The sequence below is a fragment of the Pseudomonas sp. CC120222-01a genome, from assembly GCF_003097235.1.
Classification (GTDB): domain Bacteria; phylum Pseudomonadota; class Gammaproteobacteria; order Pseudomonadales; family Pseudomonadaceae; genus Aquipseudomonas.
In genome coordinates, this window is record NZ_QEQQ01000010.1 from 98,224 (window position 1) to 116,621 (window position 18,398).

Sequence of the window (18,398 nt, forward strand, 5' to 3'; positions counted from 1 at the left end):
GTCAGCCTAGACGATCAACTGGCGAGATGCGCAGTCAGACAAGCCCTGCCAAGGCCTTCAGACGTGCGATCGCTTCCACGGATTCACCGTGTTCGATCGCAGCCGCCAGGCGCATGATGACCTGATCACGGTGCACGTGGGATTTTGGCAACGCGTAAACAGCGCCGATCAAGTCACGCATCGACATCGGCAGCGCCCAACGCGCCTTAAGGGCAAGCGCGAAGGCGCGCGCATACCTGGCAAGTGCCACCGATAACATATCGTCATCAACCGCGTGTCCGCGCCCAGCCCAGAGATCCACCTGATACAAAACACACAACTCGCCAATCCGATGCAACAACGCAGCGGCGTGCAGTGGCCCCGGATCCAAGCCACTTTGCCTGGCGAGCGATAGCACTCGCTCAGCCAAACGCTCCGAGGCCACAAACTGCTCGTGTAACCATAAGCCAATCAGCGGGTCTTCGATCACCGATGCCTGACGCAATGCCATTGCTATCGCCAAATTGAGAGCGGTTCGCCCGCCAAGGCGTGTCAATGCTTGCGCCAAGCCCTCACACGGCTGTAACCCTCCCCCATAAGCGGCACTGTTGGCGGCCGAGATGAGGTAAGCGCACAACGCCGGTTCGTTTTGCCAATGGATGGCCAGCTCACGGAAATCCGTCGCAACGCCACTGAACGCTTGCTGGAGGCTTTCCTTTACACTGGAAAACAGTGGCAGATCCAGATCAGAGGGAGACAACTGCCCCAGGTGACTCTCCAAGCTATCACTGAGGGCTGGAGCCACAGGAGCCGGCTCGTCATCTGGCAATAGTGCATTGATCTTTGCCATGACGGCAGGAATATCAAAAGGTTTAGTGATGTAGCCACTGATTCCCAACTGCCTTACTTCCAGTACGCTCTGCCGGTCTGAACGTCCAGTAATGACCACCAGGGGTATTTGCGAATCAGACATGCGTATAGTGCGAAGCAAATCCACCCCTGCGCCGTCGGGAAGATTCCAGTCTGACAGCACCAGTTGATAAAGCCCACTGCGCCAGGCCGCCAGCGCAGTTTCAAGGCAAGAAAAGCACTCGACATCGGCCGAAGGTCGAGACGACTGGATCATCTGGCGAAGAAGCTCAGACATCCACGGATCATCGTCCACCACCAAGATGCGTATCGACAATATTAATCACTCCATTGACGAAGGCACTGGGTCGGTTGCAGTGAAGCCCCCGATCATGACCCGCTAACGTCGATATGCGACGGCACCCAGGCTGCGGATGCATAGGGTATAGCACGCCTTGGTCAGGCATGTCTCAGCTCACGGCTTTGACCACCGTGCCTGGTCGCTCTGCCACCACCTGGTTACGCCCTTGTTGCTTTGCACGATAAAGCAGTTGATCCGCCTTCTGGAACACTTCGTCCATCGAACCGCCGGATTGCCAAAGGGCTACCCCCAGTGAAACAGTAATGTGCCCAACAGTCTCCAGAGCGGTCGATGCGATCAATAGGCGCAACCGCTCTGCGATGTCTGCCGCATTTGCAACTGAGCTTTCGGGCAGCAGCAAAACGAATTCCTCCCCACCAACCCGGCACAGCAGGTCGGTTGGCCGAGAGTTTTGCTTCATCAGCCCAGCTACAGCCCGCAGCGTCTCGTCACCGACGCCATGGCCAAAGTTGTCGTTGACACGCTTGAAATGATCAATGTCCAAGGCAATGACAGCGATGGTCTTTTTCGTCGCCAACCAATTCGTCAGTGTTTCCTGCATGGCTCGGCGATTGGCCAATCCCGTGAGTGGGTCACACTGAGCCTGGCGATTGAGTTTGCCGATCTTCTCCTGCAATAGTGTGGTGCTCAATAAAAGCGCCCGACGTAGCTGCCAGCTTTCCTCGTAGCTCACGGGGACCGCACTGATGCGTTCGTAGCTTTCAGGCACGTCCAGGCGCTTGGCACTGTCCGCCAGCTGGGACAGCGGCCTGGAGATTCTTGTCCCTGCCCACCAGATCAGTAACAAACCCAGCACGCCCAGCGGTACGATCCCTTTGGCCACCTTCAACGCGCTAACATTCAACGCCTCCTGGACAACCACCATTGGCTGCTGCGAAATGATGCCCCAATCGCTGCTCGGTATACCTGCATAACCTGCAAGCATCTCGTTTCCATCCCCATCTACGGCCCTGAGAGAGCCACTCGCCTGGCCCAGTGCAGCATCAACAATCCGATCAGGACCTAGAACCCTGCCTATTTGCTGAGTATCAGGGTGATAAAGCACGCGCCGCTGATTGTCCACGACAAAGACATAGGCTCCGTTTTGTCGACGGTTGAGATCCATCAGCGCTTGCAGCCTATTCTGCTGCTCCAGCCTGATTGTTCCCCCTACCAGGCCAAGATACTGCCCATCGGCATCGAAGACAGGATGAGATACAAAAACCACCCAATTGCCCGTGATCGATTGAAAAGCGTTACTGATCATTGCCCTTCGCCGCTCGAGCGGCTCACGGCTTTGCAAAGACTTGCCGTTCAACTGCAGCTTTTCTGGTGCGGAAGCCACGATGGTGCCTGCAGCGTCGGTAACCAGCACGGAGTTGAAGCTGTTGTCCTGCTCCAGCAGCCGCTGAGCCTCAGCAGCCAGTAGATGTCGATTGGAGAACGTCGTTGAAACAACCTTCGAACTATATTTCAGGCGGTCAAGATCAGAACTCAACACCCCATCTAGAGCATCGGCGATACGCTGAGCGTAAGCACGGTTGCCATCCAGCGCGCTCTCTACAAGCTCTTGTTTTTGAATGTTGACCATTACCCAAAATGTGTTAGCAAGCGTGGCAACGGCACTGAACATCGCAAATGTGAGCAAAACGATGCGCAAGTTTAATCTGGGCTTTGGCTGGGAAGGCATTAGGCGTTCCGGAGGTATGGAGTTCAACTTTGGCGAAATCGCAGCAATCAAAAGAGTACGATGGAGCCAAGCGTCTCTAGCCCACCTGGCAATCGGATGTCGACGATTTTCTCATGCTTGAGCGCCCGTGACCAAGGGATACCTCTCGGCGGCTCACCTGCTGAGCAATGAATCTCCGTGGCTGACCCTATAGGAGTGAACGCACCAATATGGCGGCATTGCCCTGAGCAAAAGCATCCGCTTGGTCCGCGCCAGTTGAAATTTCTCGATGCCCGCCGACCAAAAAAGCCGGCCAAAAGCCGGGCAAAAAGGATGAAAAAGTGGGGGATTAATTGGGGGATTTAAGCGCCTAACAAAATCTAGAAAATGTTTACTTTCATCCAGTTATGCGAATTAAAAGCTAACCACAAGCCGGCTTTTTAATGCCTGTCAGTTTGTTCGCCACGACATTTGCATTGCCTATGAAATCGAGCGCCGCCCGCGCGGCGCTCGATTTCACAGGTGACGCAAGGTTAAAGCCCTACTCAGAAGTCATACCGCGCCCCGACCATCATGCTCCGCGAAGGCCCATAGAAGTTGAACGTCGAGGTCGAGCCCACCCGCGACAGGTAATCCCGGTCGAACAGGTTGTTGACGTTGAAGGTCGCCGTCAGTTTCGAGGTCACCGGGTAGGACAGCATCGCATCCACGGTGGCATAGCCCGGCGCATCGATACGCACGCCGCCATTCTCGGAGTAGAAGTTGCTCATCGCCGACACGCCACCACCAATCGCCAGCCCGTTCAGCAGGCCCTGGCTGATGGTGTACTTGCTCCACAGCGACGCCTGGTTGCGCGGCATGATGAAGAACGTGGTTTCGGCGTCACCCTTGACGGTGTCGGTTTCCATCCAGGTGTAGCCCGCCAGCAGCTCCCAGTTTGGCGTCAGCTTGCCACTGACTTCCACTTCCGCGCCCTTGACCCGGGTCTTGCCGGAAGCGACCGAGAAGCCGGTGTCCACGCCATCGGCATCGTACTCGGTGCTGGCGCGGTTCTTGTCGGTCAGGCGGAACACCGAGAAGCGGGTGTTCAGGTCGCCACCGAAGTAGCTACTCTTCAGGCCGAATTCATACTGCTCACCCTGGCGCGGTTTGAGCACACGGCCGTTGCCGTCGGTATCCGACTGGGGCTTGAACACCTGCGAATAGCTGGCGTACAGCGCGTGGTTTTCGGTCAGGTCGTAGACCAGGCCGCCATACGGCGTGAAGCGGCCATCGACGCGCTTGTTGTCGTCGACAGTCGAGCCGCTGCTCAGGGTGGTGGTGTAGAAATCACCGCGATACCAGCTGAAGCGGCCACCGGCAATCAGCGCCAGGCGCTCGACCGGGCGGAAGGTGACCTTGGAATACAGGCCGTATTCCTCTTCCTGCATGCCGGTCTCGGTGCTGTAGTTCGGCGACGGCTTGGCGAAACGCGTCGGCGTGTAGGTATTGACGTTGATGCTGCCTAGGTTGGTGGTGCCGTTGAGGTACTCGGTGTCGTAGTTCTTATAGTCGGTGCCGACCACGAATTCGCTGACCTGGCCCAAGGTTTCGAACGGCTGGCTGTAGCTGGCATCCAGCGAGTAGGTGTCCTGGGTGAAGTCGCGGGCGCTGGCACGCTCGGAGTTGGCACCGGTGGTGGCATTGGTCGCGGTGAAGGCATACAGGTAGTTGGTATCGCGGTGCGAGCCGCGGGCGGCGACGCGGCCATAGCCACCGTTGTCGAAGCGGTGAGTCAGCTCAGCGACCAGGTCGGTGGTCTTGCCGTCGAAGTAGTTCCAGTCGGCGCCGAGGAACTTCGAATGGCTGAAATCAGGCACCTCCCCGGACAGCGTCGCCGGGTAGCCGTTATGCGGGGTGATGTTCTTCACCTCGTGGATCAGGCCGAACGACAGCTGGGTGTCGTCGTCCAGGTCGATGTCCAGCGCGCCGTAGTAGCTGTTGCTGGTGTTGGCGTTGTAATCCACTTCACCGTTGGTGTCGTCACGCGAGGCAATGAAGCGCCCGCGCACCCGGCCTGCATCGTCCAGCGGCCCGCTCAGGTCGATTTCTTCGTGGTTGGTGTCCCAGGTGCCATAGCGGCCTTCGACATGGCCCTGGAATTCGGCGGTCGGGCGCTTGCGCACCATGTTGACGATGCCGCCCAGCTCGCTGGTGCTGCTGAACAGGCCGGCCGGGCCGCGCATGATCTCGACCCGGTCGAAGGCCGCCAGCGACGGCACGGTGCCGAAGATACTGGCCATGGGCGCCGGCAGGCCGTCGATGTTGAACTCACTGTACTCGTAGCCACGGGCGTAGATCGACGAACGGCCGCTGTCGTTGGTCAGGGTGCGCAGGCCTGCGGTGTACTTGGCCAGGTCATCCAGGTGCACGAACTGGCGGTCCTTGACGTAGTCCTGGGTGTACACGGTGATCGATTGCGGGATGTCCTTGAGTGCCGCCGGGGTCTTGGTGCCCACGGTGGCGGCATCGACGCTGTAACCACCGGTCTGTTCCGAAGGCAGCATGTCGTAGAGGCGGTTGCCTTCGATGGTCAGGGCCGGCAGGTCGAGCGACGTGTCGTCAGCAACCGCCTGGCCTGCCACTGTTTCAGCCAGTGCCGACAACGAAAACGGCGCCAGCAGCCCCAGCACCAGCCATCCCCGAACCCGTCGCGGGCTCCCCACACCTTTGAAACCGCTCATGACACACCCTTCGCCTAAGTGATATTTAATCGCAAATGAAACAAGTTGCTTTTTGCGAACGATACCGGACGAAAAACCGGGGTGCAGCAGGATTAACCTTCTTAACACATGCGCCCGACACGGGGCGATTGCCCTTCCCCCGCCCACAATGGGATGATGGCTAACTGATACAAATTCTCATTAAAGACAACCGATGCCCACCTCACTCCTCCTCGCCGAAGATGACGCACGCCTGCGTGAGGATCTGCAGCGCCACTTTCTCAATCGCGGTTTCCTGGTCAACGCCTGCGCCAGCGGCACCCAGGCGTTGAATGCCGTGCAGCACAGCCGTTTCGACCTGGTGCTGCTGGACATCATGCTACCGGGCATCGATGGCCTCAGCCTGCTCGACGAACTGCGCCGCCAGCATGCCGTCCCCGTGATGCTGATGTCGGCGCTGGGCGCCGAGCAGGACCGCATCAGCGGCTTTACCCGCGGTGCGGACGATTACCTGCCCAAGCCGTTCAGCCTCGCCGAGCTGGACGCCCGGGTGGATGCCCTGTTACGGCGGGTGGCCTTTGGCCGCAGCGCGCTGCCGCACAGCGAAGCCGGCCCGCTGGTCTATGACCAGTACCTGCAGGATGTGCTTCACCACGGCAAGGCGGCCGGCCTGACCGCTTCGGAATTCCGCTTGCTGGCCACGTTGAGCGCCCACCCCGGCGAGGCCCTGAGCAAGCCATTCCTATATCAGACCGTGCTGCACCGGGCCTACACCCGCCTGGACCGCGGCCTCGACGTACACGTGTGCAACCTGCGTCGCAAGCTGGCCGACATCGGTGCCCAACACCTGCAGATCCAGGCTGTGCGCGGCCAAGGCTACCTGCTGGTCGACTCGGAACACGCCTGATGCGCCGACACCCCTTGCTGTGGAAACTGGCAGCCCTGCAGGTCAGCTTCTGCCTGCTGCTGACCTGGCTGATCTGGACCTGGGGCCTGTCGGTGGAGCGCAGCACCTATTTTCTCTCCCAGGCCGACCAGGACTACCTCGCCCGCTACGCGCAACAGGCTGAACAGGCCTGGCAGCAAGCGGGGACGACGGGCGCCGAGGCATTCCGGCGCCAGCTCGAACACGCCGAAGACACCTGGGCGGTGCTGCTCGGGCCACACCTGCAAAGCCTTGGCACCACACCGCTGGACGCCGAAGAGGCCAGCCACCTGACCTTCATGCGCAAGCTCGACTGGCCGATGAGCCGGCGCCTGCAGGATGAACTTCCGTACGTCAGCATCGAGTTTCCGGATCACCCCGAGAACGGCCGCCTGGTGATGCAACTGCCCGAACGCCTGCTGCCCACGGGCCTGACGCCCTGGACCCATGTCATCACCCACGGCGTCGCCCCCACGCTGCTGGCCCTGCTGCTGGGCCTGGCGATCTATCGGCAGCTGGTGGTGCCGCTCAACCGCCTGCGCGACCGGGCCGATGCCCTGCGCGCCGACGACCTGGAAAGCCCTGGCCTGCCCTTGCAGGAGCGGCGCGACGAGCTGGGCGAACTGGCGCAGGCCTTCGAGCACATGGCCGGGCGGCTGCGCCAGAGCCTGGAGCAACAGCGCCTGCTGCTGCGCACGCTGTCCCACGAACTGCGCACGCCACTGGCGCGCTTGCGCATCGCCCATGACAGCGACTTGCCGCCGGCACAACTGCGTGAACGCCTGGAGCGTGAGGTCAACGACATGCAGAAGCTGCTCGAGGACACCCTGGACCTTGCCTGGATGGACACCGAGCAACCGCAACTGCCTACCGAGCCCGTGCTGATGCTTTCCGTGTGGGAAGCGCTATGCCAGGACATCTGCTTCGAAAGTGGCTGGGACCGCTCGCGACTGCCCTGCTCGCTGGGCACTGATTGCCGGGTGCAGGTCCATCTGGACAGCCTGGCCCAGGCCCTGGAAAACCTGATGCGCAACGCCATCCGCCATTCGCCCGACGGTGGCCGGGTCAGCCTGGATGGCTGGCGTGAGGGCGACTGCTGGCACCTGCGCCTGAGCGACCAGGGCCCCGGCGTGCCGCAAGCTGACCTCGAACGCATCTTCAAACCTTACCAACGCTTGCCCGACAGCGGCGCAGGCTTTGGCCTGGGGCTGGCCATCGCCCGCCGCGCCATCGAACTGCAAGGCGGCCGGTTGTGGGCTAGCAATGGCCACCCTGGTTTGTGCCTGCACGTGGTGTTGCCGATTGGCGAGGAATGTTTAGAAAGTTAATGCGCTTTACGCCCAAACGGCACTGATTATCATCTGGCCTTTCCCTGCAAAGCCCAGACGAGACGCCTGATGAGCAAGATGCCCCTGTCCCTGCCCCTGATTGTGGCGCTGGCGCTGGCCGTACCGGTTGCCATGGCACAACCAGCGCGAGAGCAGAAGATGGACACATCGCTGCTGCAGCGCCAGGACCTGGCCTACCGCTTCAGCCACCTCGACCTGGACTCGGCCGACGGCCAGCGCCACTACCGCCTGTGGGTCGGCAAGCCGGATCGCCCGGCACCTGCCGCCGGTTATCCGGTGCTGTGGATGCTCGACGGCAATGCCGCGCTGGGTGCACTGAATGACCAGCAACTGAGCCAGCTTGCCGCCGGCCAGGCGCCGCTGCTGGTGGCCGTGGGGTACCAGACTGAGCAGCGCATCGAGCGGACCGGGCGCACCTTCGACTACACCCCGGCAGTGCCAGGGCAGGCCGCGCAGCGCGACCCGCTGACGGGCGAGCCCAACGGTGGGGTGGATGCGTTCCTTGATTTGCTGACACAAAAGATGCGGCCAATGGTGGCTGACGTAGCGCCAATCGACCCGCAGCGGCAGACGCTGTGGGGGCATTCCTACGGTGGCCTGGCGGTACTGCATGCGCTGTTCACCCGGCCTGGCGCGTTCAGCGACTATGCAGCGGCCAGCCCATCGCTGTGGTGGAACGACGGGGCGATCGTGCGTGAGGCGCAGGGGTTGCAGCAGCGCCTGGGTAATAGCCGGCCGCGGTTGTTGCTGATGCGCGGGAGTGAGGAGCCGGCGAATCCACGTGGGCCGGTGAAGGGCGATGTGGAGCGGCCGGCGCGGGAGTTGGCGGCCGACTTGGCCAAGGTTCCTGGGCTACAGGTGCGCTTCGAGCGATTCACAGGGCTTGGGCATGGGCCGATGCTGCCGGCTTCGCTGGGTAAGGTGATTGGGGATATGTCGCGTTAATCCTGTCCCGGCCTCTTCGCGGGCGTGCCCGCGAAGAGGCCGGTGCAGGTCAACCCTTCACACACACCACTTGCCGCAGAGTGTGCACCACTTCCACCAACTCACTCTGTGCCTTCATCACCGCATCAATGTCCTTGTACGCCATCGGAATCTCGTCGATAACGTCCTTGTCCTTGCGGCACTCCACATGGGCCGTCGCCCGCCGCTGGTCTTCAACGGTGAAGCGGCTCTTGGCCTTGGTCCGGCTCATCACCCTGCCCGCGCCATGGCTGCAGGAGCAGAACGACTCCTCGTTGCCCAATCCCCGCACGATGAAACTCCTGGCACCCATGGAGCCAGGAATGATGCCCAGCTGCCCCTTCTGCGCCGACACCGCACCCTTGCGCGTCACCAGCACCTCGCGGCCGAAATGCTGCTCGCGCTGCACATAGTTGTGGTGGCAGTTGACAGCCTCCAGGCTTGCCTCGAACGGCTTTCCCAGCACCTTGCGGGTGGCCAAGACCACCGCCTGCATCATCAATTCACGGTTGCGCCGGGCAAAGTCCTGCGCCCATTCCACCGCCTCGACATAGTCGGCGAAATGGCGGCTGCCCTCCTCGAAGTAGGCCAGGTCCTTGTCGGGCAGGTTGGCCAGGTGCTGGCGCATGTCGGCCTGGGCCAGTTCGATGAACAGGTTGCCGATGGCATTGCCGACACCGCGCGAGCCGCTGTGCAGCATGAACCAGACCCGGTCGGCCTCGTCCAGGCATACCTCGATGAAGTGGTTGCCGCCGCCCAGGGTGCCCAGGTGGTGGCGGTTGTTGGTCTTTTCCAGGCGCGGGTACTTGTCGGTGATGGCCTTGAAACGCCCGGCGAGCTGGCCCCAGGCTTTGTCTGCCAGGCCCGGCACGTTGTCCCAGGCACCTTGGTCGCGTTTGCCGAAGGTCTTGCCGTGGGGCACCGCCTGCTCGATGGCGCTGCGCAGGCCATGCAGGTTGTCCGGCAGGTCACGCGCCTGCAGCGAGGTACGCGCGGCGATCATGCCGCAGCCGATGTCGACGCCCACCGCGGCGGGGATGATCGCGCCGACCGTGGGGATCACGCTGCCAATGGTCGAGCCCTTGCCCAGGTGCACATCCGGCATCACCGCCAGGTGCTTGAAGATGAACGGCATCTTCGCCGTGTTGAGCAGTTGCCGGCGGGCGTCGTCTTCGACCGGCACGCCGTCGGTCCACAGTTTGACCGGCTTGCCACCGGCGACCTGGAGAATGTCCATGGGGCTGTTCCTGTTGAGCCATGCCTGCATGATACCGCCGAAGGTCGTAGAACAGCGGCTTGCCAGCAAGGTGGCACAGTGCTGTATGCTTGGCCGGTCTTCAGGGCGGGGTGAAAGTCCCCACCGGCGGTAAATCGAAAGATGAGCCCGCGAGCGCCCCGGCCATGCCGGGGGTCAGCAGATCTGGTGCGACTCCAGAGCCGACGGTCATAGTCCGGATGAAAGAAGGCGTCAGGCAGGGGCCATTCGGGCGCCCCTGCGCACGCATTTTGTTCGCCCCGAGACGTTCATCGATCAATCACGAGGAGCGTTTCATGTCCCCTTTGCTGCAAAAACAATTTCCCAATGTGTCCGCCGCCATCGCCGCCTTCCAGGCCGGGCGCCCTGTGCTGCTGCTCGACGATGACGACCGCGAGGACGAAGCCGACATCGTCGCCGCCGCCGAGAACCTGTCACTGCAGACCATGGCCATGATGATCCGCGACTGCAGCGGCATCGTCTGCCTGTGCCTGGACGAGACCACGGTCGATGCCCTGCAGCTGGCGCCGATGGTGCAGAACAACCAGGCATGCCACGGCACCGGCTTCACCGTCACCATCGAGGCAGCCGAAGGCGTGAGCACTGGTGTTTCCGCCCAGGACCGCATCACCACTATCGAAGCGGCGCTGCGTTCGACCGCCGAGCAACGCCATATCGTCAGCCCGGGCCACGTGTTCCCGCTGCGTGCGCGTGATGGCGGTGTGCTGACCCGTCGCGGGCATACCGAAGGTTCGGTGGACCTGGCACGCCTGGCGGGTCTGCGGCCGGCGGCGGTGCTGTGCGAGCTGATGAACCCCGATGGCAGCATGGCGCGGGGTGAGCAGGTGGCGGTGTATGCGCGGCAGTACAACCTGCCGGTGCTGACCATCGAAGAGCTGGCGCGGTGCCGTGAGGCCATGGTGGAACTGGAAGCCGAGCCGGCCTGATAGACCGCACGGGGCCGCTTTGCGGCCCTTTCGCGGGCATGCCCGCTCCCACAGGGATTTCGCTGGATTCGAAACCTGCACAGTACGTGTGGGAGCGGGTTTACCCGCGAAGAGGCCAGCAAATCCAGCCTCAGACTGTCCGGAGTTTGCTCCCCTAGCCCCGCTCTGCTAACGTCGCGCCGTTCTGACCTGCCACCGAGACTGTCGCCATGGCCCGCAAAAAAGCCTCCATCGATTTCGAACAATCCCTCGCCGACCTGCAAGCCCTGGTCGAGCGCCTGGAGAACGGCGAACTGTCGCTGGAAGACTCGCTGGCCGCCTTCGAGCAAGGCATCGCCCTGACCCGCGACTGCCAGGGCGCCCTGGCCCAGGCCGAACAGAAGGTGCAGATCCTGCTGGAACGTGACGGCGAACTCGCCGCACAGCCGTTCGATGCGGAGCCAGAAGCATGATCACCGCTTACCAGGCCAGCTGTCAGGCCCGTGTCGACGCCGCCCTCGAACCCCTCTTCGTCGCCCCGACCAAAGAGCTGGAACGCCTCTATGCCGCCATGCGCTACAGCGTGATGAACGGCGGCAAGCGCGTGCGTCCGCTACTCGCCTATGCGGCCTGCGAAGCCCTTGGCTCGCCGGCCGAGCAAGCCAACGGTGCCGCCTGTGCGGTAGAGCTGATCCACGCTTATTCGCTGGTCCATGACGACCTGCCAGCCATGGACGACGACGATCTGCGCCGTGGCCAGCCAACGACCCACAAGGCCTTCGACGAAGCCTGCGCGATCCTTGCCGGTGACGGCTTGCAGAGCCTGGCGTTCAGCGCCCTGCTCGACCCACGCCTGAGCCCGCAGGCCGATAGCACCCGCCTGGCCATGGTCCAGGCACTGGCCAAGGCTGCAGGCCCTGCAGGCATGGTCGGTGGCCAGGCCATCGACCTCGGCTCGGTCGGCCTGAAGCTGGACCAGCAGGCCCTGGAATTCATGCACCGGCACAAGACCGGTGCGCTGATCGAAGCCAGCGTGCGCCTGGGCGCCCTGGCCAGTGCCCGCGCCGAGCAGGCGCAGCTGGACGCCCTGCAGACTTATGCACAGGCCATTGGCCTGGCCTTCCAGGTGCAGGACGATATCCTCGACGTGGAAAGCGACACCGCCACCCTGGGCAAACGCCAGGGTGCCGACATCGCCCGTGACAAACCGACCTACCCGGCCCTGCTGGGGCTGGAAGCCGCCAAGGCCTATGCCATCGAACTGCGCGACCAGGCGCTGGTCGCACTGCAAGGGTTTGGCGAAAATGCCGAGCCGCTGCGGGCGTTGGCACGCTATATCGTCGAACGCCGCCACTGATTGAATGGGGCCGCTTTGCGGCCCTTCGCGGGCAAGCCCGCGAAGGGCTGCAAAGCAGCCCCAGCAGCACCCGCATGAATGGGCAGTATTTCCCACAATGGGGTAAACTGCCGCGTCTTCACACACCTATAACGACTCGCCTGATGCCCACGACGTTTCAAGAGATCCCCCGCGAACGCCCGGTCACGCCGTTGCTCGACCGCGCTGACACGCCTGCCGGCCTGCGCCGGCTGGCCGAAGCCGACCTGGAGACCCTGGCCGACGAATTGCGCCAGGAGTTGCTCTACACCGTTGGTCAGACCGGTGGGCATTTCGGCGCCGGCCTGGGCGTCATCGAGCTGACGATCGCCCTGCATTACGTCTTCGACACCCCGGATGACCGGCTGGTGTGGGACGTTGGCCACCAGGCCTACCCGCACAAGATCCTCACCGGGCGCCGCAAGCGCATGCTCAGCCTGCGCCAGAAGGACGGCATCGCCGCCTTCCCGCGCCGCAGCGAGAGCGAGTACGACACCTTCGGCGTCGGCCACTCCAGCACCTCGATCAGTGCCGCGCTGGGCATGGCCATCGCCGCCCGCCTGCAGAACAGTGCACGCAAGTCGATCGCCGTCATCGGCGACGGCGCCCTCACTGCCGGCATGGCCTTCGAAGCGTTGAACCACGCCCAGGAAGTCAACGCCGACATGCTGGTGATCCTCAACGACAACGACATGTCGATTTCGCGCAATGTCGGCGGCCTGTCCAACTACCTGGCCAAGATCCTCTCCAGCCGCACCTACGCGAGCATGCGCGAGGGCAGCAAGAAGGTGCTGTCGCGCCTGCCCGGTGCCTGGGAAATCGCCCGTCGCACCGAGGAATACGCCAAGGGCATGCTGGTGCCAGGCACGCTGTTCGAAGAACTGGGCTGGAACTACATCGGCCCGATCGACGGCCACGACCTGCCGACCATGATCGCCACCCTGCGCAACATGCGTGACCTCAAGGGCCCGCAGTTCCTGCACGTGGTGACCAAGAAGGGCAAGGGCTTCGCCCCGGCCGAGGTCGACCCGATCGGCTACCACGCCATCACCAAACTCGAACCCGCCGACAAGCCAGCTGCGCCGAAGAAGGTCAGCGGGCCGAAGTACTCTGCGGTGTTCGGCCAGTGGCTGTGCGACATGGCCGCCGACGACAACCGCCTGGTGGGCATCACCCCGGCGATGAAGGAAGGCTCCGACCTGGTCGATTTCAGCGAGCGCTACCCCGAGCGCTACTTCGACGTGGCGATCGCCGAGCAGCACGCGGTGACCCTGGCCGCGGGCATGGCCTGCGAGGGCAGCAAGCCGGTGGTGGCGATCTACTCCACCTTCCTGCAGCGCGGCTATGACCAGCTGATCCACGACGTGGCGGTGCAGAACCTCGATGTGCTGTTCGCCATCGACCGCGCCGGCCTGGTCGGCGAAGACGGCCCGACCCACGCCGGCGCCTATGACCTGTCGTACCTGCGCTGCATCCCCGGCATGCTGGTGATGACCCCGAGCGACGAGAACGAGCTGCGCAAGATGCTCAGCACCGGCCACCTGTACAACGGCCCGGCAGCTGTGCGCTACCCGCGTGGTACCGGCCCGAACGCACCGATCAGTGGCGACCTCGAACCGCTGGAGATCGGCAAGGGTGTGGTTCGCCGCCAGGGCGAGAACGTTGCCCTGCTGGTGTTCGGCGTGCAGTTGGCCGAGGCCCTGCAGGTTGCCGAGCAGATCAACGCCACCGTGGTCGACATGCGCTTCGTCAAACCGCTGGACGAAGCCCTGGTGCTGGAACTGGCTGCCAGCCATGCGCTGCTGGTGACCATCGAGGAAAACAGCATCATGGGTGGCGCCGGCGCGGCCGTGGGCGAGTTCCTGGCCCATGAGGGCGTGGTCAAGCCGCTGCTGCACCTGGGGCTGCCGGACATCTATGTCGAACATGCCAAGCCTGCGCAGATGCTGGCCGAGTGCGGGCTGGATGCTGCTGGCATCGAGGCCTCCGTCAAAGCTCGAATGGCCAAGCTCGGCCTGTAAGGCCTATTCGCGGGCAAGCCCGCTCCCACAGGTAACTCACCGCCCTCAAGACCGGTGATGACCCTGTGGGAGCGGGCATGCCCGCGAATGCTATGGAACTGCACATGAAAAAATCCGCCTGTGCCGCGCTACTCTGCGCGCCTACACTCCTGCTGGCCGCTGAACGCGACGACGCCCTCAAGCTCCCCGACATCCTGATCAGCGCCAACCGCCAGGTCGAATCGCGTACCGCCACCAGCGCCGCCAACACCGTCTTCACCCGCGCCGACATCGACCGCCTGCAACCCAGCAGCGTCACCGACCTGCTCACCCGCGTGCCCGGCGTGCAAGTCGCGCCCACCGGAGGCCGTGGCAGCCTGCCGGGCATCTTCATCCGTGGCACCAAGGCCGCCCAGAGCCTGGTGCTGGTCGATGGCGTGCGCATCGCCAATGCCACCTCCGGCGACAGCGGCTTGCAGTTTCTCGATGTCGACCAGATCGAACGCGTCGAAGTACTGCGCGGCTCGCGCTCGGCAGTGTATGGCAGCGATGCCATTGGCGGGGGGATCCAGATCTTCACCCGCCGCAGCAGCGGCCCCGGCCTGCAACCACGCCTGCGCCTGGCAGCGGGCAGCAACCAGACGTTCCAGCGAAGCCTCGGGCTGTCCGGCGGTGACGATGCCACCCGTTTCAACCTCGGAGCCAGCCTCGATGAAACCGCTGGCATCGACTCGACCGGCCCATCGTTTGCCAGCGACGGCGACCACGATGCCTACCGCAGCCAGTCGCTCAACCTGAGCCTGAGCCATACCTTCGACGAGCGCTTCGAAGCTGGGCTGAACTTGCTCGACAGCCGCGGCCGCAGCGAATACGACAACCCGTTCGGCCGCTTCGACCCGGTCACCTTCGAGAGCTTCGGGCAAAAGCCCTACACCGACTTCAGCGTCAGCAGCCTGGGCAGTTATCTTGACGCTCAGCTCAACGATGCCTGGCATTCGCGCCTGGAGCTCGCCCACAGCGAAAACCGTGACGACAAGCGCGACAAGCTCAGCGACGAGCGCTTCGTGTTCAACACCTATCGCGACCAGGTCACCTGGCAGAACGACCTGGCGCTGGCCGAGCGGCACAACCTGTTGCTGGGCGGTGACTGGTACGAAGACCGTGTGCATGGCAGCACCGACTTTACCGAGGACAGCCGCTGGAACCGTGCGGCCTTCATCCAGCACCGCTACAGCGGTGAAGACTTCTCCACCGAGCTGGGCGTACGCCACGACGAGAACCAGCAGTTCGGCGGCCAGACCACCTGGAGCGGCAGCCTCACCGTGCCGCTGAATGCCCGCAATGACCTGCTGCTGTCCTACAGCGAGGGCTTCCGCGCCCCGACGTTCAACGACCTGTACTACCCGCAGTTCAGCAACCCGGACCTCAAGCCCGAGCGTTCGAAGAGCTATGAAGTGCAGTGGCGCAGCCAGCTGACCCGCGACAGCCGCCTGGAGACCTCGCTGTACCGCACCGACCTGCGCGATGCGATCATCTTCGGCCAGGACTCGATTCCGCAAAACGTCGCTTCGGCGCGTATCAACGGCCTGGAAATGGCACTGGACCAGCAATGGGGCGAATGGCGCAGCCAGCTTGGCCTGGCGCTGATCGACCCACGCGACCGCGACAGTGGCCATACCCTCGCCCGCCGCGCCCGCCGCACCCTGAGCCTGGACCTTGATCGCCAGTTCGAACGTTTCAATGTGGGCGCCAGCTGGCAGGCCGTGAGCGCCAGCTACGATGACGAAGCCAACCGCAATCGACTCGGCGGCTACGGCTTGCTGGGCCTGCGGGCAGGCTGGCTGGCAACCGAGGAACTGAAGCTGGAAGTGAAGCTGGATAACCTGCTGGACAGGGACTACAGCCGGTCGCTGTACAGCTTTGACGGGGCCAGCTACGGCTACCGCGAAGAAGGCCGCACTGCGCTGTTCAGCGTCACCTGGACGCCGGCACTCTAGCCGCCAGCAATGCGCACAAGCGGGCGGTGGCTTCGATCATCTGCCCGCTGGGCCGCTCCAGGCCCTTGTCCGGCACCACCAGCAAGCCCCCGCCGGCCACCGCGCTCAGCCGTGGCCAGGCTTTCCAGCTCGCAAGCTGTGCCTCATCACCCGCCAAAATCACCTGCGGGTCACGCATCAGCACCGACTCGACATTCACCTGCGGTGCCGGCTGGCTCAGATCGGCAAAGACATTGCGCGCCCCGCACACTGCCAGGGCATCGCTGACCACCTGCCGCCCGCCCAGGGTGTAAAGCGGCCGATCCCAGACCTGGTAGAACACCCGCAACGGCTGCTCGCGCCGGTACTGCTGGCGCAGCTGCCGCAGGCGCTCGCGCAACGCCTGCACGTAGGGCCTGCCTTGCTCGCCCCGCCCGACACGCACGGCAATGGCCTCGATCTGCTCGATCAGCTGATTCAGGTCGTGGGGTTCGGCGCTGTAGGTGGCAATGCCCAAGCGCTTGAGCTGGTCGCGCTGGGCGGGTGCCACGCTACCGGGCCAGAGCAGCAGCAGGTCAGGCTTGAGGCTGAGCAGGGTTTCCATGTCCAGCTGGCCCTGGCGCCCCACCGAAGGCAGCCGTTGCAGCACTCGCGGTCGCTCGCCGCCGTCGAGCACACCCACCAGCAGGTCATCGGCGTGCAGTTCGAGCATGATTTCGCTCATCGACGGCGCGAGGCTGACCACGCGCAAATGCTCGCCGGCCCTCGCGCCAAGGGCCAGCATTGCCAGCAGGCAAAGCAGGACGCGCATCAGCCCAGCTGACGCGGAATGCGGTAGAGGTAAAGCAGCACCACGGTGGACAGCGCGAGGAGGATCTGCGGCACCGCCTCCAGCCCGACCAGCACCGACAGCGCAGCGACCCAGGCCGGGAAACAGGCAAACAACATGGCCATGCGCCGCACCCGCGCCAGGATGATCCAGGCGGCTGGCTCTTCAGCGGTGCCCAGCACCTTCGAGGTGGCGATCAATGCCCGCTTGTAAGCGCCGAAGCGCGGCAGGCTAAGGAACATGGTCGCGGCACCGGAGATGAACAGCGGCATCGCCAGCACCGGGATCAGTGCATCGCCGCCGCCAAAGGCCCAGGCCATGACCGGCAGCGGCGCCAGGCCGACTGCCAGGTACTGCCACCAGGCCAGCGCCAAACGCCGCTTGACCTCGCCGCGGGTCACGCCTGTGGCACCTCGCCCTGGTGTTCGTTACCCAGCATGTGACCGAGCTTGCCGGCCTTGGTCGCCAGGTAGTAACGGTTGTGCGGGTTGTGCCCGGTGTGCAACGGCACGCGCTCGGCGACCTTGATGTTCATGTCGGTCAGCGCCTTGACCTTGCGCGGGTTGTTGGTCATCAGGCGCAGCGCTTTCACACCCAGGTGCTCGAGCATTGGCAGGCACATGGCGTAGTCGCGCTGGTCGGCGGCGAAGCCCAGGCGCTCGTTGGCCTCGACGGTGTCGGCACCACCGTCCTGCAGCTCATAGGCGCGAATCTTGTTCAAAAGGCCGATGCCGCGGCCTTCCTGACGCAGGTACAGCAGCACGCCACGGCCTTCGCGGGCGATAGCCTGCAGCGCGGCTTCCAGCTGCGAACCACAGTCGCAGCGCTGGCTGAACAGGGCATCGCCGGTCAGGCACTCGGAGTGCAGACGCCCCAACACCGGCTCGCCGTCGGCGATATCACCCAGGCTGAGCACCACGTGCTCACGGCCAGTGGCTTCGTCGAGGAAGCCATGCATGGTGAAGATCGCAAAGGGAGTCGGGAGTTTCGAGGCGGCAACAAAGACGACGGGCACGTTGTGCTCCTGGATAAAGTAGGAAATTTCTCGTGAGCCGATTGTATCAGCAGGTCGCCGCGTGTGCGCTCGTTGAATACCGTGGCTTAAGATCGAAAAGTTCGATGCTTAGTCGGGGGCTGGCACTCGCCTGGGCCTTACACGATCCCTGTGGGAGCGGGCGTGCCCGCGAACACCGGCAGCGCCGGTGCCATCCACCGCGTCGCCTGCTTCGCGGGCACGCCC

15 protein-coding genes and 1 riboswitch are annotated in these 18,398 nt (G+C 63.5%); of the genes, 8 read left to right on the forward strand and 7 right to left on the reverse strand.

Annotated elements, in window-relative coordinates; all coding sequences use genetic code 11:
- Positions 1–34 precede the first annotated feature (34 nt).
- From N430_RS14820 to N430_RS14830, 3 genes are all read right to left on the reverse strand, one after another.
- Complete coding sequence (locus tag N430_RS14820; protein WP_110637772.1) at positions 35–1,165, reverse strand: response regulator; 1,131 nt, start codon at positions 1,163–1,165, stop codon at positions 35–37.
- A 133-nt stretch (positions 1,166–1,298) separates the two neighbouring features.
- A complete protein-coding gene (locus N430_RS14825; protein ID WP_256592137.1) occupies positions 1,299–2,849 on the reverse strand; it encodes a sensor domain-containing diguanylate cyclase in 1,551 nt (516 codons plus the stop codon).
- Positions 2,850–3,403: 554 nt separating this feature from the next.
- Positions 3,404–5,581 (reverse strand): TonB-dependent siderophore receptor, encoded by a 2,178-nt coding sequence (locus tag N430_RS14830; RefSeq protein WP_110637774.1) that lies wholly within the window; start codon positions 5,579–5,581, stop codon positions 3,404–3,406.
- A 193-nt stretch (positions 5,582–5,774) separates the two neighbouring features.
- Between N430_RS14830 and N430_RS14835 the strand changes: the two genes are divergently transcribed.
- The 3 genes from N430_RS14835 (at position 5,775) to N430_RS14845 (ending at position 8,779) form a co-directional block, all read left to right on the forward strand.
- Positions 5,775–6,467, forward strand: a complete 693-nt coding sequence (locus N430_RS14835) for a response regulator transcription factor (RefSeq protein ID WP_110637775.1) — start codon at positions 5,775–5,777, stop codon at positions 6,465–6,467.
- Entirely contained in the window at positions 6,467–7,813 is a 1,347-nt protein-coding gene (locus tag N430_RS14840; protein WP_110637776.1) for a sensor histidine kinase, read from the forward strand. Before N430_RS14835 ends, N430_RS14840 begins: the two co-directional genes overlap by 1 nt.
- A gap of 69 nt (positions 7,814–7,882) precedes the next feature.
- Positions 7,883–8,779: an alpha/beta hydrolase gene (locus N430_RS14845; RefSeq protein WP_110637777.1), complete on the forward strand. Its 897-nt coding sequence runs from the start codon at positions 7,883–7,885 to the stop codon at positions 8,777–8,779.
- A gap of 49 nt (positions 8,780–8,828) precedes the next feature.
- Here N430_RS14845 and N430_RS14850 read toward each other — a convergent pair whose 3' ends face one another.
- Positions 8,829–10,034, reverse strand: a complete 1,206-nt coding sequence (locus tag N430_RS14850) for an RtcB family protein (protein WP_110637778.1) — start codon at positions 10,032–10,034, stop codon at positions 8,829–8,831.
- 92 nt (positions 10,035–10,126) lie between these two features.
- Positions 10,127–10,268: riboswitch (FMN riboswitch) on the forward strand.
- Between the two features lie 80 nt (positions 10,269–10,348).
- On the opposite strand from N430_RS14850, the gene ribB reads away from it, so the two are divergent.
- The 5 genes from ribB (at position 10,349) to N430_RS14875 (ending at position 16,350) form a co-directional block, all read left to right on the forward strand.
- The gene (gene ribB / locus N430_RS14855; protein WP_110637779.1) at positions 10,349–10,999 is read left to right on the forward strand and encodes a 3,4-dihydroxy-2-butanone-4-phosphate synthase; all 651 of its coding nucleotides are present in this window, start codon (positions 10,349–10,351) and stop codon (positions 10,997–10,999) included.
- A 209-nt stretch (positions 11,000–11,208) separates the two neighbouring features.
- Positions 11,209–11,451: an exodeoxyribonuclease VII small subunit gene (locus tag N430_RS14860; protein ID WP_008092375.1), complete on the forward strand. Its 243-nt coding sequence runs from the start codon at positions 11,209–11,211 to the stop codon at positions 11,449–11,451.
- The gene (gene ispA, locus N430_RS14865) at positions 11,448–12,335 is read left to right on the forward strand and encodes a (2E,6E)-farnesyl diphosphate synthase (protein ID WP_110637780.1); all 888 of its coding nucleotides are present in this window, start codon (positions 11,448–11,450) and stop codon (positions 12,333–12,335) included. The genes N430_RS14860 and ispA overlap by 4 nt, the downstream gene beginning before the upstream one ends.
- A gap of 143 nt (positions 12,336–12,478) precedes the next feature.
- On the forward strand, positions 12,479–14,374 hold the full coding sequence (gene dxs / locus N430_RS14870) for a 1-deoxy-D-xylulose-5-phosphate synthase (RefSeq protein WP_110637781.1): 1,896 nt from the start codon (positions 12,479–12,481) through the stop codon (positions 14,372–14,374).
- Positions 14,375–14,478: 104 nt separating this feature from the next.
- The gene (locus N430_RS14875; protein ID WP_116583644.1) at positions 14,479–16,350 is read left to right on the forward strand and encodes a TonB-dependent receptor domain-containing protein; all 1,872 of its coding nucleotides are present in this window, start codon (positions 14,479–14,481) and stop codon (positions 16,348–16,350) included.
- Here N430_RS14875 and N430_RS14880 read toward each other — a convergent pair.
- From N430_RS14880 to ribA, 3 genes are read right to left on the reverse strand one after another with little or no spacing between them, the layout of a single operon-like run.
- The gene (locus tag N430_RS14880; protein WP_110637783.1) at positions 16,328–17,140 is read right to left on the reverse strand and encodes a cobalamin-binding protein; all 813 of its coding nucleotides are present in this window, start codon (positions 17,138–17,140) and stop codon (positions 16,328–16,330) included. The genes N430_RS14875 and N430_RS14880 overlap by 23 nt on opposite strands.
- Positions 17,140–17,559 carry an MFS transporter gene (locus tag N430_RS14885; RefSeq protein ID WP_110637784.1) on the reverse strand — a complete coding sequence of 140 codons (420 nt, stop codon included), beginning with the start codon at positions 17,557–17,559 and terminating at the stop codon, positions 17,140–17,142. Before N430_RS14885 ends, N430_RS14880 begins: the two co-directional genes overlap by 1 nt.
- Positions 17,556–18,173 carry a GTP cyclohydrolase II gene (gene ribA / locus N430_RS14890; RefSeq protein WP_103448799.1) on the reverse strand — a complete coding sequence of 206 codons (618 nt, stop codon included), beginning with the start codon at positions 18,171–18,173 and terminating at the stop codon, positions 17,556–17,558. The genes N430_RS14885 and ribA overlap by 4 nt, the downstream gene beginning before the upstream one ends.
- Positions 18,174–18,398: the final 225 nt, after the last annotated feature.